Origin of the sequence: Ureibacillus xyleni, from assembly GCF_900217795.1 — a bacterium.
In the GTDB taxonomy this organism is placed as follows: domain Bacteria; phylum Bacillota; class Bacilli; order Bacillales_A; family Planococcaceae; genus Ureibacillus; species Ureibacillus xyleni.
This window is the reverse complement of sequence record NZ_OBMQ01000005.1, coordinates 199,825-213,904: the sequence shown is the minus strand read 5'-3', so window position 1 is coordinate 213,904 and position 14,080 is coordinate 199,825. Positions and strand designations below refer to the sequence as shown.

Genomic DNA, 14,080 nt, shown 5'->3' with positions numbered 1-14,080 from the left:
TACCCCTGCCCCTACTAACCGATTATTCAATCGTTTCTACAGCGTCTTCTTCTTTAGGTAAGATGTTCAATGCATCAGTTGGTTGAAGTTCATCTTCATCATCAAGATCACGAAGTTCAACTTCTTCGTCATTGATTGTAAGCATCTTCACGTCTAAACCTAATGATTGAAGTTCTTTAATTAATACTTTGAAAGATTCAGGTACACCTGGTTCTGGTACGCTTTCACCTTTAACAATTGCTTCATAAGTTTTAACACGTCCAACAACATCGTCGGATTTAATTGTTAAAATTTCTTGAAGTGTATAGGCAGCACCGTAAGCTTCAAGTGCCCAAACCTCCATCTCACCGAAACGTTGACCACCAAATTGAGCTTTACCTCCAAGTGGTTGTTGAGTAACTAGTGAATATGGTCCAGTTGAACGAGCATGAAGTTTATCGTCAACCATGTGAGCAAGTTTGATCATGTACATGATACCTACAGAAACACGGTTGTCAAATGGTTCACCAGAGCGACCATCATACAGAATTGTTTTACCATCACGGTTCATACCTGCTTCTTCCATCGTTTCCCAAACATCTTCTTCATTGGCTCCATCAAATACTGGTGTAGCCATATGAATACCTAAGTAACGAGCTGCCATACCTAAGTGAAGCTCTAATACTTGTCCGATATTCATACGAGATGGTACGCCTAGTGGATTTAACATGATGTCTACAGGTGTTCCGTCTGGCATGAACGGCATATCTTCTTCAGGTAAAATACGTGAAATTACCCCTTTGTTACCATGACGTCCGGCCATTTTGTCCCCAACGCGAATTTTACGTTTTTGAACAATATAAACACGGACTAATTGGTTAACACCTGGTGGTAATTCGTCGCCATCTTCACGATTGAAGACTTTAACATCAAGAACAATACCGCCAGCTCCATGAGGTACACGTAGAGATGTATCACGAACTTCACGAGCTTTTTCACCGAAGATTGCGTGTAATAGACGTTCCTCAGCAGTAAGTTCAGTTACCCCTTTAGGAGTTACTTTCCCTACTAGAATATCGCCATCACGAACTTCAGCACCGATGCGGATAATACCACGATCATCTAGATTACGAAGAGCATCTTCCCCAACGTTTGGAATGTCGCGAGTGATTTCTTCTGGTCCCAGTTTTGTATCACGTGATTCTGATTCATACTCTTCAATATGCACAGAAGTATAAACATCATCTTTTACAAGACGTTCGTTCATAATTACAGCATCTTCATAGTTAAACCCTTCCCAAGTCATGAAGGCAACTAATACGTTACGACCTAATGCAAGTTCACCAAGTTCCATAGAAGGACCATCAGCTAAAATGTCTTTTGGTTTTACGCGATCGCCAACTTTAACAATTGGACGTTGGTTAATTGAAGTACCGTGGTTTGAACGAGTGAATTTTTGAAGTTTATATTTCACTAATTCACCTTTAACTTCTTTTCCATCAATTTCTTCGATACGACGAACATGAATCGAACGGGCTTCAACATGTTCAACAATACCGTGGTATTTATTAACAACTGCAGCGCCTGAATCACGAGCGTCTACGTGTTCCATACCAGTACCAACGAATGGTGCTTCTGGATTAAGTAGAGGAACCGCTTGACGTTGCATGTTCGCTCCCATTAAAGCACGGTTAGAGTCATCGTTTTCTAAGAATGGAATACATGCAGTGGCTGCAGATACTACTTGTTTAGGTGATACGTCCATGTAGTCTACACGTTCTTTTTTGAAGACAGTGTTATCCCCACGGAAACGACCTAATACTTCCTCGTTTGCAAACGTACCATCTGGATTTAATGGTGAGTTTGCTTGTGCAACAATATAGTTATCCTCTTCGTCTGCAGTTAAGTAATCAATTTGTTCCGTTACACGTCCTGTTTCAGGATCAACCTTACGATAAGGCGTTTCAATGAAACCAAATTTATTAACTTTTGCATAAGAAGATAATGAGTTAATTAAACCGATGTTTGGACCCTCAGGAGTCTCAATCGGACACATACGACCGTAGTGAGAATAGTGAACGTCACGTACTTCCATACCAGCGCGTTCACGAGTTAAACCACCAGGGCCTAAGGCAGATAGACGACGTTTGTGCGTTAACTCCGCTAATGGGTTTGTTTGGTCCATGAATTGTGATAATTGAGAGCTACCGAAAAACTCTTTAATCGATGCAATTACTGGACGAATATTAATTAATTGTTGAGGAACGATAGAAGCTGTGTCGTTAATAGACATACGTTCACGAACTACACGTTCCATACGAGATAAACCAATACGGAATTGGTTTTGTAATAATTCGCCGACAGATCGTAAGCGACGATTTCCTAAATGGTCAATATCATCTGTATTTCCAACGCCATATAATAAGTTAAAGAAATAAGACATTGAAGCAATTACATCAGCTGGTGTAATATTTTTCACTTCTTCATCAATATAAGCGTTTGAAATAACGTTAATTTCTTTTTGAGCTTCATCATTTGGAGCATAAATTTTAATTGATTGTATTGTTACATCATCCTCAAGTACTCCACCAACTTGTGATAAAGTACGGAATCCGATGCCATTCTCTAAGTAAGGAATGATACGGTCTAAAGTACGACGATCTAACGTTGTACCTTTTTCAACGATAATTTCTCCAGTTTCTGGGTCAACAAGAGTCTCAGCAATCGTATGGTTAAACAAACGATTTTTAATATGAAGCTTTTTATTCATTTTATAACGTCCAACGTTTGCTAAATCGTAACGCTTAGCATCGAAGAAACGTGAATATAATAAGCTTTTAGCACTTTCTACAGTAGGTGGTTCACCCGGACGTAGACGTTCATAAATTTCTAATAGTGCTTTTTCAGTACTATCAGTATTATCTTTTTCCAACGTATTACGTAGGTATTCATTGTCACCAAGGATGTCAATGATTTCTGCATCAGATCCAAATCCTAATGCACGTAAAAGTACTGTAACAGGTAGTTTACGTGTACGGTCGATACGAACATAAACAACGTCTTTTGCATCTGTTTCGTACTCTAACCATGCACCACGGTTTGGAATAACTGTTGCACCAAAACCTTTTTTACCGTTTTTATCAGTTTTATCATGGAAGTAAACGCTCGGTGAACGAACTAATTGCGATACAATAACGCGCTCGGCACCATTAATTACGAACGTACCAGTTTCTGTCATCAAAGGGAAATCACCCATGAAGACATCTTGCTCTTTTACTTCGTCTGTTTCTTTGTTATGGAGACGTACTTTTACACGCAATGGTGCAGCATAAGTAACGTCACGCTCTTTGCATTCATCCACATCATATTTAGGCTCACCTAACGTATAATCGATGAATTCAAGAGATAGATTACCTGTAAAATCTTCGATCGGAGAAATGTCGCGGAACATCTCTCGCAATCCTTCTTCAAGGAACCACTCGTAAGATGCTGTTTGAATTTCAATTAGATTCGGAAGCTCCAGCACCTCTTTAATACGCGCAAAGCTTCTACGCTGGCGGTGTTGTCCGTACTGAACTAGTTGACCTATCAACTCATTCACCCCTCATTAAAGCGATAATAGGTCTTTGCAAAACCAACTAAATAGTGTATGATTTCGAAAGACAAAAAGAAAACGAGTCTTTTCTTAGACGTCATTTTCGGTTAAACTTAACTTATTCATGGCAAGTATACCCACTGAAATGGCGTTGCATACAAAAGGGCAAACTCCCACAAAATAATATTTTTGCATTTTATTATGTTATCATAGCCGATTTGTCAAGTCAATAATTTATACGCTTCCGTTATTTTTTGGCACGTATAATCCAATATCCTTTTTTCTTCTCGACTATATCAACTTCTGCAAAACTCTCTTCTAAATGAACTACCGTCGATGGTGCCCCTTGTTTCTTCTGAATTACAATCCACAACTCGCCACCTTGCGCTAATCTTTCATAAGCTCCGTCATAGAACCTAAATACCGTTTCTTTTCCTGCACGGATTGGTGGATTTGTTAAAATGGCTGCTACTTGTAAATCACTTTCTACTTCAGCTAACCCATCACTTTCAAAAATTCGTACATTTTGAACTCCGTTTAATTCAGCATTTTTTTTCGCTAATGACACTGCACGTTCATTTATATCCATCATATAGACCATACGTTCTGGATTTTCTTTGGCTATCGACAAACCAATTGGTCCATATCCGCAACCAACATCCAAAATTGCACCATCAATATTGGGCAGTGTAAAAGTATCTATTAACACACGGGATCCAAAATCTACTTCGCTTTTACTAAATACTCCTGTATCCGTCTCAAATAAAAACGAATACCCTCGTAATTTAAATTTCCATTGGCGTGGTTTACTTTCAGTTTGAGGCTTCTTTGAATAGTAATGTTCAGACATCTACGTGCCCTCCTCAAAGAAATGAAGAAAGCCCGTCAAAATAGACGAGCTTACTTTTTTTATTGAAAATAAGGTAAGTAAAAAATTACTTAACTTCGATTGAAGCGCCAACTTCTTCAAGTTTAGCTTTGATTTCTTCAGCTTCTTCTTTAGAAACGCCTTCTTTAAGTGGTTTTGGAGCGTTATCTACAACTTCTTTAGCTTCTTTTAAGCCAAGACCAGTGATTTCACGAACCACTTTGATAACTTTGATTTTTTGATCGCCAGCAGATGCTAATACTACGTCAAATTCAGTTTTTTCTTCAACAGCAGCAGCTGCGCCACCTACTACTGCTACAGGAGCAGCAGCTGTTACACCAAACTCTTCTTCGATTGCTTTTACTAAATCGTTTAATTCAAGAACTGTCATAGCTTTGATAGCTTCTAAGATTTGCTCTTTATTCATTTTATTTTCCTCCTATGTGGATATTAGTTTTATTTTTAGGCTATACGGCCAAATGTTTTTTGAAGTTTAGGCTTGTGATTATGCACCTTGTTCTTCTTTTTGTTCTGCAACAGCTTTTGTTGCAAGTGCGAAGTTGCGCACTGGAGCTTGAAGAACTGATAAAAGCATTGAAAGTAAGCCTTCGCGTGATGGAAGTTCTGCAAGTGCTTTAACATCATCAGCTGAAGATACGTTACCTTCGATGATACCAGCTTTAATTTCAAGCGCTTCGTTCTTTTTAGCGAACTCGTTGATGATTTTTGCTGGAGCTACTACGTCTTCGTTTGAGAACGCAACAGCGTTTGGACCAGTTAAGAATTCGTTAATTGCATCTACGCCAGCGATTTCTGTAGCACGGCGAGTTAAAGTGTTTTTGTAAACTTTGAACTCAACACCAGCTTCACGTAGTTGTTTACGAAGTTCTGTAACTTGAGCAACAGTTAAACCACGGTAGTCCACAACTACTACAGAAGCAGCAGATTGGAATTTCTCAGCGATTTCTTGTACTTGAACTTTTTTAGTTTCAATTGCACTAACGCTCATGTTTGACACCTCCTAATAGAATGGGTCATTTATACCGACAAAAGAAAAGCCTCTAGCCATAAAAGTAGACTAGAGGCTGGAAAATTCATCATCTAATAAGAATCTGATTTCGATGTCCTCGGTAGGGAAATTTAAGTGCTTAAGTAGCACCCCTACTGTCTACGGTACAAATGGATATTCACAACGTCATACATCATATCAAGGATGCAGATGGTTGTCAATAACTTTATGATATATATTTATTATTTAACGCTAGCAACATCAATTTTCACAGATGGTCCCATTGTTGTAGTAACGTTAACTGATTTCATATAAGTACCTTTAGCTGCTGCTGGTTTCGCTTTTTGAACAACTTCAAATACAGTTTTGAAGTTCTCTACTAATTTTTCGTTATCGAAAGAAACTTTACCGATAGGAGCGTGGATAATACCAGCTTTGTCTGCACGGTATTCTACTTTACCAGCTTTGATTTCTTCGATTGCTTTAGTAACATCAAAAGTTACAGTACCAGTTTTAGGGTTTGGCATTAAACCTTTAGGTCCTAACACACGACCAAGTTTACCAACTTCACCCATCATATCTGGAGTTGCAACGATTACATCAAATTCGAACCAACCTTGTTGGATTTTGTTGATGTACTCAGCATCGCCAACATAATCTGCACCTGCAGCTTCTGCTTCTTTAAGTTTTTCACCTTTTGCGAATACTAACACGCGTTGAGTTTTACCAGTACCGTTTGGAAGCACTACTGCACCACGGATTTGTTGATCGTTTTTACGAGTGTCAATACCAAGTCTGAAAGCAACTTCAACTGTAGCGTCAAAGTTTACTGTGCTTGTTTGTTTTGCTAAAGCGATTGCTTCTTCAGCTGTATATAATTTTGAACGGTCTACTAATTTTGCTGCATCTTGCAGTTTTTTACCTTTTTTAGCCATTATAATTTCCTCCTTGATTGTGGTTATAGCGGATATTCCTCCCACGAATAGAGGTTGCGAGTCCCTAAGAACATACCGCAACCTCCAAAAACAAAAGCCTTCATCATCAAGTAAAATGGGAATTAGTCTTCGATAACAATACCCATGCTTCGTGCTGTACCTTCAACCATCGCCATAGCCGCTTCAACTGATGCAGCGTTTAGGTCTGGCATTTTTTGTTCAGCGATTTCGCGAACTTTATCACGTTTAACCGTTGCAACTTTTTTACGGTTTGGTTCACCTGATCCAGATTGGATACCTGCTGCTACTTTAAGTAACACTGCTGCAGGTGGAGTTTTTGTAATGAAAGTAAATGAACGGTCTTCGAAAACTGTGATTTCAACTGGAATAATTAGACCAGCTTGATCAGCAGTACGAGCGTTAAACTCTTTACAGAATCCCATGATGTTAACACCTGCTTGACCTAGTGCAGGACCAACTGGTGGTGCTGGGTTTGCTTTACCAGCAGGGATTTGAAGTTTTACAATTTTAATAACTTTTTTAGCCACGAGACACACCTCCTTAAGTCCGTGATGTGGTAATTGGGTTGCCCCTCCCACTCAATATCTGTCTGTCAGCATATTGCTGATAACATTAAAAAATTAATTTATGTGAGCCAAACTATCTTTTGACGGTCTGACCTAGGAAATGATACCACTTTTAATTTAGTTGCGCAAGTATAAATATCAATTAAATATACTTCCCGGTAACTTTCCACCCTTTAAGCCACATTGCGTCTGCGTTTAACTATATTTTTTGAACTTGTTCAAAGTCCAATTCCATTTTTGTTTCACGACCAAACATATCGATAATTACTTTTACTTTACCTTTATCAGCGTCGACTTCTTCCACTTTACCTTGGAAATGTGCAAACGGTCCGTCTAATACCTCTACAACTTCTCCCACAGTAACGTCTAACTCACCAACAGCTTTTTTATCAATACCCATTTGACGCAATAGACGATCAACTTCTTCTGGTAATAAAGGAGTTGGTTTTGCTCCTCCACCAGAAGAACCGATAAATCCTGTTACACCCGGTGTGTTACGAACAACGTACCAAGATTCATCTGTTAAGATCATTTCTACTAAAACGTATCCCGGAAATACTTTTCGCATAACTGTACGTTTTTTTCCGTCCTTTAAATCTGTTTCTTCATGTTCAGGAACGATAACACGGAAAATGTTATCTTGCATCCCCATTGTTTCTACGCGTTTTTCAAGATTTGCTTTAACGCGGTTTTCATACCCTGAATAAGTATGAACTACATACCATCTCTTCTCCATATTGTATCCGGACAAGTACGTCCGTCCCTCCTCCACTGATCACTTATGCGCTGGCGAAATTTGATTGAATATAATATTACGATTATCACAAAGTAATAAAAATAAACAAATGAAAAAAACCCGTAAGTTTTAAGACGGGCTATTTTCTAAAGTATTAACATTTCTTAATTATGAATCCAAGTATAAACGGAATAGTTCTGAAATGCCTAAGTCAGCTAGCACAAAAAATATTGCCATAAATATAACAGTAGTGACAACTACTACAGTATATTTTGTAAGTTCTTTACTTTTTGGCCAGCTTGTCTTTCTCATTTCTGACATTACGTTTGACAGAAACCCTTTAATCTTGCCCATTCTAGCTTAACCTCCGAACAAATCATCTATTCTAGTTCTAACTAAAACTTTCAGTAAAATTATCTAGTTTGCTTATGCATCGTGTGTTCATTGCAATGGGAACAAAACTTTTTCAATTCAAGACGACTAGATTCATTTGCTCTAGCAGGAACCGAGTAGTTTCGAGAACCGCATTTTTCACAGCATAAAACAATTTTTTTAGACATATATGAAAATTCACCTATTTCGGCTTTTTATCTTCTAAAGACTAACACCTAAAGAAGATGATGTCAACAAGCTTAAGCTCATGCAATTAACCTATTTTTCCAATTTCAAGATGACGTTCAAGTTTACGTTTTACTCGTTGAAGGGCATTATCAATCGATTTAACATGACGATTGAGCTCTTCTGAAATTTCATTATAGGATTGTCCATCTAAATACAATGCAAGCACCTGTTGTTCTAGTTCACTTAATATTTCTCCAATTTTCATCTCTAAATGTGAATATTCTTCGCGATTAATCATGAGATGTTCCGGATCTTCTGATTCAGAGCTCGTAATAATGTCCATCAATGTACGATCTGATTCTTCATCATAAATTGGTTTATCAAGAGATACATAGGAATTTAGCGGTATATGTTTTTGCCGTGTTGCTGTTTTTATAGCTGTAATGATTTGACGAGTAATACACAGCTCCGCAAAAGCACGGAATGAAGAGAGCTTATCTCCCTTAAAATCTCTTACCGCTTTATATAAACCTATCATTCCTTCTTGAACAATATCTTCCTTATCTGCACCAATTAAAAAGTAAGAGCGTGCTTTTGCCTTTACAAACATTCGATATTTCGTAATTAAATAATCTAACGCCTCTGTATTACCTTGATGCACTTGTTCAACAAGTTGTTCATCTGCAAAATCCTCAAAACGTTGTAACACCTGTGTTTGATTAATACTTAGCAACGTTCTCACCCCAGTAACGTTCTATTTGTATGATAGCAACAGTATAACGGAATTGGAAAATATAGGTCAAATAGTTATTTCAAACCCCGTCTCATTTTCTCAAAAGCTAGTTCAACTTCTTTAGATAGTTGAATTCTAGATTTAGGCTTTTCTTCGTGTTTTAGCTTAACTTCTTGTGAAATATTTGACTTAATAATTTGCATATCTATTTCTAACTCGCGTGCCGATTTTCGCAGTGCGCCTTGTCCAAATATTACATTTTGTTCTGTCATATCGGAAGTAGCTACATAAATTTGTATTTTTCTGCCCTTCAGTTCATTTGTTAACTTTTCTATATGTTCATCGGCAGTTTCGTTTTTTCTAGTATAAATAATTTCTACACCGTTTTGAACATACGTCTGTTGTACACCCGGCACTAAGTGGGCATCAAATACAACAATCACTCGCCAACCCATGGCAGCTTTAAATTCTGCCATGAGTTCGAGCAATCGATTGCGGGCTTCTTCAAAATTTGTATCTCTTAAAGGACGTAATTCCTTCCAAGAGCCAATCATGTTGTAGCCGTCAACAATTAAAATGGTTTGCATGATTATTCATTCTTTTCTTGACGTTTTCTATATACTTCATACATTAAAAGTGCTGCTGCTACTGAAGCATTTAACGATGTGACATGACCTATCATTGGTAGATGGTAAAGGAAATCGCATTTATCTCTTAATAAACGGCTCATCCCTCTACCTTCACTTCCAATTATGACAGCTAACGGTAAAGTAGCGTCCATTTTTCTATAGTCAACAGAGCCTTTCGCATCAGTTCCAGCAATCCATACGCCACGGTCTTTTAGTTCATCTACAGTTTGTGCTAGATTTGTTACGCGCACTACCGGTACATGTTCAATTGCTCCTGTTGATGCTTTTGCAACAACAGCAGTTAATCCCACCGCGCGCCGTTTCGGAATGATAATGCCATGCACACCAATGGCATCGGCTGTTCGCATAATGGAGCCTAAATTATGCGGATCTTCTAATTCGTCTAAAACGATAAAGAATGGGTCTTCACTCTTTTTCTTGGCTGCAATAAACAAATCTTCTAGATCCGCATATTGATAAGCCGCGACAGAAGCAACAATGCCTTGGTGGTTTGCATCAGACAATTGATCAACTTTTTTCTTTGGGACAAATTGAACAAGCACGCCACGTTCACGAGCTAAATCTAAAACTTCATTGATTCCGGTCTTTTTTACACCTTCTGCAATCCATAATTTATTAATTTCTCTACCTGAACGCAACGCTTCAAGTACTGGATTTTTTCCAGCAATCATTTCTCCTTGTTGCTCACTCAAGTTAAGACGCTCCCTTCGATTGTTCAACGATTTCTATTGCATAATCAATGATTTCATTGACCCGTGTATATTGCTTAGTTAAATATAGACTTCCTAACACTGCTTCAAACCCCGAACTATTATGATATGTTTGAACATCTGTATTTTTTGGAACTGAACCTGATTTAGCATTGCGCCCTCGTTTAAAAACAGCTATCTCTTCTTCTGTTAAATAATTTTCATTCATCATTCTATGAACGACCATGGATTGTGCTTTTGCCGATACATAGCTAGTTGCTTCTTTATGAAGTCGATTTGGCCTTGCTCTTCCGTTTAGAAGGAGATGCTCTCTCACTCGCTGCTCAAGAACAGCATCTCCCATATAAGCTAGAGCCAATGCATTTAACTGTTTTACATCTTCTATGCGAAGTTGTGACATTCTTATAACCCTCGTTTCCAACGTGTACCTTGACGTGTATCTTCTAAAATAATGTTCATACTTAACAGTTGGTCGCGAATTTCATCAGAACGTGCAAAGTCGCGATTTTTACGTGCTTGATTTCGTTCTTCAATTAAAGCCTCAATTTCTTCATCCAATAATTCTGCCTCAACTTTAAACTGAATACCTAAAACCTCTCCAAGCTGATTAAACGTTTGGAGCAATGCATTTAATACACGCTCTTCTGTATTACTTTCGTTTAAATATGTGTTTGCAAGCTTCGCTAATTCAAATAAAGCTGAAATTGCATTTGCTGTGTTAAAATCATCATCCATTGCTTCTTCAAAAAACTTTTTAATCTCTTCAATTTTTTCTAAATATGTGTCACCATTGTCAGATAAATTCGTGGCAGCATTTAAACGGTATTCCACATTTGAATAAGCTGTACGAAGTCTCTCTAAACCAGCACGTGCAGATTCCACTAAGTCTTGTGCAAAATTGATTGGGTGACGGTAATGAACTGATAACATAAAGAAACGTAACACCTGTGGATCAATTTGCTTACGGATATCATTTACTAACACGAAATTACCAAGGGATTTGGACATTTTTTCATTATCAATATTAATGTATCCATTATGCATCCAATATTTCGCGAAAGTTTTTCCTGTATAGGCTTCTGATTGGGCGATTTCATTTTCATGGTGCGGGAATGTTAAATCTTGACCTCCAGCATGAATGTCGATTGTGTCGCCTAAATGTTCTCTTGCCATAACCGAACATTCAATATGCCATCCTGGACGACCTTCACCCCATGGACTTTCCCATTTAATCTCTCCTGGTTTTGCTGCTTTCCAAAGAGCAAAATCAAGTGGGTCTTCTTTTTTCTCACCAGCTTCAATTCGTGCCCCAACCTTTAGATCATCAATCGATTGGTGAGAAAGTTTCCCGTACCCATCAAATTTACGAGTACGGTAATATACGTCCCCTTGCGATTCATAGGCAAAACCTTTTTCAACCAAAACTTTTATAAATTCAATAATGTCATCCATATGGTTTGTTACTCGAGGATGAACATCTGCCTGTTTACAGCCAAGTGCTGTTATATCCTCAAAGTACGCATGAATAAAGCGTTCTGTTAGTTCGAAAACTTCTTCGCCCAGTTCGTTTGCAGCTTTAATAATTTTGTCGTCTACGTCTGTAAAGTTCGAAACGTATTTAACATCGTAGCCTTTATATTGAAAATAGCGGCGCACTGTGTCATATACAATAACAGGACGAGCGTTTCCGATATGAATAAAGTTGTATACAGTCGGCCCACATACATACATTTTTACTTTCCCTTCTTCAAGTGGGACAAACTGCTCCTTTTGTCGTGTTAAAGAGTTAAAAATTTGAATTACCATAATTAATCTCTCCTTTTTGAGATTTACCTTAGTTATTTATTTCAATAAAAAAAGCGCCTCTATCATTCCATTATGAAATGACAGAGACGCATTATTGCGCGGTTCCACTCTGATTGAAAGCAATATCTTGCTTTCCGCTTTTAGTCCGGTAACGGGGACGAGTCGACTTGCCTACAAAAATTTTCAGCATAGTACTCGAAAGGTGCATTTCCGAAAAATAGAGGTCTAGGTCACTTTCAGCCAATGATGACCCTCTCTTTAAAACGTATTTTACGTACTTCTCCTTCTCAACGCTTTACAGTATATTTAAGCTCACTCGAATAAAGTTAAATCCATTTTACAATAGGTATTTGAAAAGTCAATTAATAGCAATCGACTATTTTACATATTTTTCAATACGGGAAATGGCTTTTTCTTTACCAATTAATGCAATTGCATCAGCTAATTCTGGACCGTGTGTTTGACCAGTTGTTACTACGCGAATTGGCATAAATAAGTTTTTCCCTTTATGTCCAGTTTCTTTTTGTACCGCTTTAATTGCCGCTTTAATTGATGCTGGATCGAATGATTCAAGGGCTTCAAGTTGAGCTTTAAATGAAGTCATTACTTCAGGAATTTGTTCTCCTGCTAGCACTTCTTTCGCTTCTTCGTTATATACAATTTCCTCTGTGAAGAAAAGACTAGATAACTCAACAATCTCTGCACCGAAACTCATTTGATTATGGTAAAGGCCGATTAAAGCAGTAGCCCAAGCTTGTTGTTCTTCATTTAGTTCTTGTGGAAGTAAGCCTGCTTTTTGTAAATGTGGTAAAGATAGCTCCACAACTTGTTCAAGAGAAAGCTTTTTAATATATTGGTTATTCATCCATGTTAGTTTATTTTTATCGAACATAGATGGTGACTTCGAAAGACGCTTTTCATCAAAAATTTCGATAAATTGTTCTTTTGTAAAGATTTCTTCCTCACCTTCTGGGGACCAGCCTAATAATCCGAAGAAGTTAAACATTGCTTCAGGTAAGTACCCAAGCTCTTTATATTGTGAAACGAATTGAATAATTGTTTCATCACGTTTTGATAATTTTTTGTGATCTTCGTTAACGATTAATGTCATATGCCCGTATTGAGGATATTCCCAATCAAAGGCATCGAAAATCATCATTTGCTTAGGCGTGTTTGATAAATGTTCTTCACCACGGAATACATGCGTAATATCCATGAAATGATCATCAAGCACTACCGCATAGTTATATGTTGGAATTCCGTTTGCTTTTACAAGAACCCAATCACCGATATCTTTTGATTCAAATGTTACTTCACCGCGCACAAGGTCAGTAAATTTGTACGTTGTGTTTTCTGGTACACGCATACGAATAGTATGAGGAATACCTTCTGCTTCTTTTGCTGCTACTTCAGCTGGCGTTAAATGACGGCATTTCCCATCATAAGTAGGTGCTGCAACCCCACGTGCGCGTTGTTCTTCTCGAGAAGCTTCTAATTCTTCTGATGTACAGAAGCATTTATAGGCAATGCCGCGTTCTAAAAGTTCTTCTGCGTGTTTTGTATAAATATCTAGTCGTTCCATTTGACGATATGGTGCGTATGGTCCACCGATATCCACTGACTCATCAGGTGTAATGCCTAACCAGCGTAAGTTATCAAGTTGTGACGCTTCCCCACCCTCGACATTGCGCTCGATATCTGTGTCCTCAATACGTACGATAAATTTCCCATTATGGTGTTTTGCAAATAAATAGTTAAATAACGCTGTACGTGCACCACCAATATGTAAAAATCCTGTTGGTGACGGCGCATAACGAACGCGAACTTCTTTTGTCATTGTATAAGTGCCTCCTATATGTTAAAAAATCACTTTGTCAATTTTACCACTGTGTAACGTGAAATAAAAGCTGG

15 protein-coding genes and 2 other annotated features are annotated in these 14,080 nt (G+C 38.0%); all 15 genes read right to left on the bottom strand.

Going from position 1 to position 14,080, the window contains the following annotated elements; all coding sequences use genetic code 11:
- Window positions 1-22 precede the first annotated feature (22 nt).
- A complete protein-coding gene (rpoB, locus tag CRO00_RS09535; RefSeq protein WP_202615651.1) occupies window positions 23-3,580 on the bottom strand; it encodes a DNA-directed RNA polymerase subunit beta in 3,558 nt (1,185 codons plus the stop codon).
- Between the two features lie 241 nt (window positions 3,581-3,821).
- A complete protein-coding gene (locus tag CRO00_RS09530; RefSeq protein WP_097073460.1) occupies window positions 3,822-4,424 on the bottom strand; it encodes a class I SAM-dependent methyltransferase in 603 nt (200 codons plus the stop codon).
- Between the two features lie 85 nt (window positions 4,425-4,509).
- Entirely contained in the window at window positions 4,510-4,869 is a 360-nt protein-coding gene (gene rplL, locus CRO00_RS09525; protein WP_097073459.1) for a 50S ribosomal protein L7/L12, read from the bottom strand.
- A gap of 78 nt (window positions 4,870-4,947) precedes the next feature.
- Window positions 4,948-5,451 (bottom strand): 50S ribosomal protein L10, encoded by a 504-nt coding sequence (gene rplJ / locus CRO00_RS09520; RefSeq protein ID WP_097073458.1) that lies wholly within the window; start codon window positions 5,449-5,451, stop codon window positions 4,948-4,950.
- A gap of 33 nt (window positions 5,452-5,484) precedes the next feature.
- Window positions 5,485-5,634, bottom strand: a sequence feature (ribosomal protein L10 leader region).
- Between the two features lie 59 nt (window positions 5,635-5,693).
- Window positions 5,694-6,386, bottom strand: coding sequence for a 50S ribosomal protein L1 (gene rplA, locus CRO00_RS09515; RefSeq protein ID WP_097073457.1), 693 nt, complete (start codon window positions 6,384-6,386; stop codon window positions 5,694-5,696).
- A gap of 122 nt (window positions 6,387-6,508) precedes the next feature.
- The gene (rplK, locus tag CRO00_RS09510; protein WP_141396955.1) at window positions 6,509-6,934 is read right to left on the bottom strand and encodes a 50S ribosomal protein L11; all 426 of its coding nucleotides are present in this window, start codon (window positions 6,932-6,934) and stop codon (window positions 6,509-6,511) included.
- A gap of 238 nt (window positions 6,935-7,172) precedes the next feature.
- Complete coding sequence (gene nusG / locus CRO00_RS09505; RefSeq protein WP_097073455.1) at window positions 7,173-7,709, bottom strand: transcription termination/antitermination protein NusG; 537 nt, start codon at window positions 7,707-7,709, stop codon at window positions 7,173-7,175.
- A 168-nt stretch (window positions 7,710-7,877) separates the two neighbouring features.
- Window positions 7,878-8,063, bottom strand: coding sequence for a preprotein translocase subunit SecE (secE, locus tag CRO00_RS09500; protein ID WP_097073454.1), 186 nt, complete (start codon window positions 8,061-8,063; stop codon window positions 7,878-7,880).
- Between the two features lie 59 nt (window positions 8,064-8,122).
- Entirely contained in the window at window positions 8,123-8,269 is a 147-nt protein-coding gene (gene rpmG / locus CRO00_RS09495; RefSeq protein ID WP_097073453.1) for a 50S ribosomal protein L33, read from the bottom strand.
- An 86-nt stretch (window positions 8,270-8,355) separates the two neighbouring features.
- Window positions 8,356-9,003, bottom strand: coding sequence for an RNA polymerase sporulation sigma factor SigH (sigH, locus tag CRO00_RS09490; protein ID WP_097073452.1), 648 nt, complete (start codon window positions 9,001-9,003; stop codon window positions 8,356-8,358).
- Between the two features lie 74 nt (window positions 9,004-9,077).
- Window positions 9,078-9,590, bottom strand: a complete 513-nt coding sequence (locus CRO00_RS09485; protein ID WP_097073451.1) for an NYN domain-containing protein — start codon at window positions 9,588-9,590, stop codon at window positions 9,078-9,080.
- A gap of 2 nt (window positions 9,591-9,592) precedes the next feature.
- The gene (gene rlmB, locus CRO00_RS09480; protein ID WP_202615650.1) at window positions 9,593-10,345 is read right to left on the bottom strand and encodes a 23S rRNA (guanosine(2251)-2'-O)-methyltransferase RlmB; all 753 of its coding nucleotides are present in this window, start codon (window positions 10,343-10,345) and stop codon (window positions 9,593-9,595) included.
- Between the two features lies 1 nt (window position 10,346).
- The gene (locus tag CRO00_RS09475; protein WP_097073450.1) at window positions 10,347-10,763 is read right to left on the bottom strand and encodes a Mini-ribonuclease 3; all 417 of its coding nucleotides are present in this window, start codon (window positions 10,761-10,763) and stop codon (window positions 10,347-10,349) included.
- Between the two features lie 2 nt (window positions 10,764-10,765).
- On the bottom strand, window positions 10,766-12,169 hold the full coding sequence (cysS, locus tag CRO00_RS09470; protein WP_097073449.1) for a cysteine--tRNA ligase: 1,404 nt from the start codon (window positions 12,167-12,169) through the stop codon (window positions 10,766-10,768).
- A 79-nt stretch (window positions 12,170-12,248) separates the two neighbouring features.
- Window positions 12,249-12,469 (bottom strand) — a binding site (T-box leader).
- A gap of 76 nt (window positions 12,470-12,545) precedes the next feature.
- Window positions 12,546-14,006: a glutamate--tRNA ligase gene (gltX, locus tag CRO00_RS09465; RefSeq protein WP_097073448.1), complete on the bottom strand. Its 1,461-nt coding sequence runs from the start codon at window positions 14,004-14,006 to the stop codon at window positions 12,546-12,548.
- Between the last annotated feature and the right edge of the window lie 74 nt (window positions 14,007-14,080).

Bases quoted from the DNA above. Each gene is read 5' to 3' on its own strand.
- CRO00_RS09530 (WP_097073460.1), bottom strand. From the start codon at position 4,424: ATGTCTGAACATTACTATTCAAAGAAGCCTCAAACTGAAAGTAAACCA.
- rplL (WP_097073459.1), bottom strand. From the start codon at position 4,869: ATGAATAAAGAGCAAATCTTAGAAGCTATCAAAGCTATGACAGTTCTT.
- rplJ (WP_097073458.1), bottom strand. From the start codon at position 5,451: ATGAGCGTTAGTGCAATTGAAACTAAAAAAGTTCAAGTACAAGAAATC.
- rplA (WP_097073457.1), bottom strand. From the start codon at position 6,386: ATGGCTAAAAAAGGTAAAAAACTGCAAGATGCAGCAAAATTAGTAGAC.
- nusG (WP_097073455.1), bottom strand. From the start codon at position 7,709: ATGGAGAAGAGATGGTATGTAGTTCATACTTATTCAGGGTATGAAAAC.
- secE (WP_097073454.1), bottom strand. From the start codon at position 8,063: ATGGGCAAGATTAAAGGGTTTCTGTCAAACGTAATGTCAGAAATGAGA.
- rpmG (WP_097073453.1), bottom strand. From the start codon at position 8,269: ATGTCTAAAAAAATTGTTTTATGCTGTGAAAAATGCGGTTCTCGAAAC.
- CRO00_RS09485 (WP_097073451.1), bottom strand. From the start codon at position 9,590: ATGCAAACCATTTTAATTGTTGACGGCTACAACATGATTGGCTCTTGG.
- CRO00_RS09475 (WP_097073450.1), bottom strand. From the start codon at position 10,763: ATGTCACAACTTCGCATAGAAGATGTAAAACAGTTAAATGCATTGGCT.
- cysS (WP_097073449.1), bottom strand. From the start codon at position 12,169: ATGGTAATTCAAATTTTTAACTCTTTAACACGACAAAAGGAGCAGTTT.
- gltX (WP_097073448.1), bottom strand. From the start codon at position 14,006: ATGACAAAAGAAGTTCGCGTTCGTTATGCGCCGTCACCAACAGGATTT.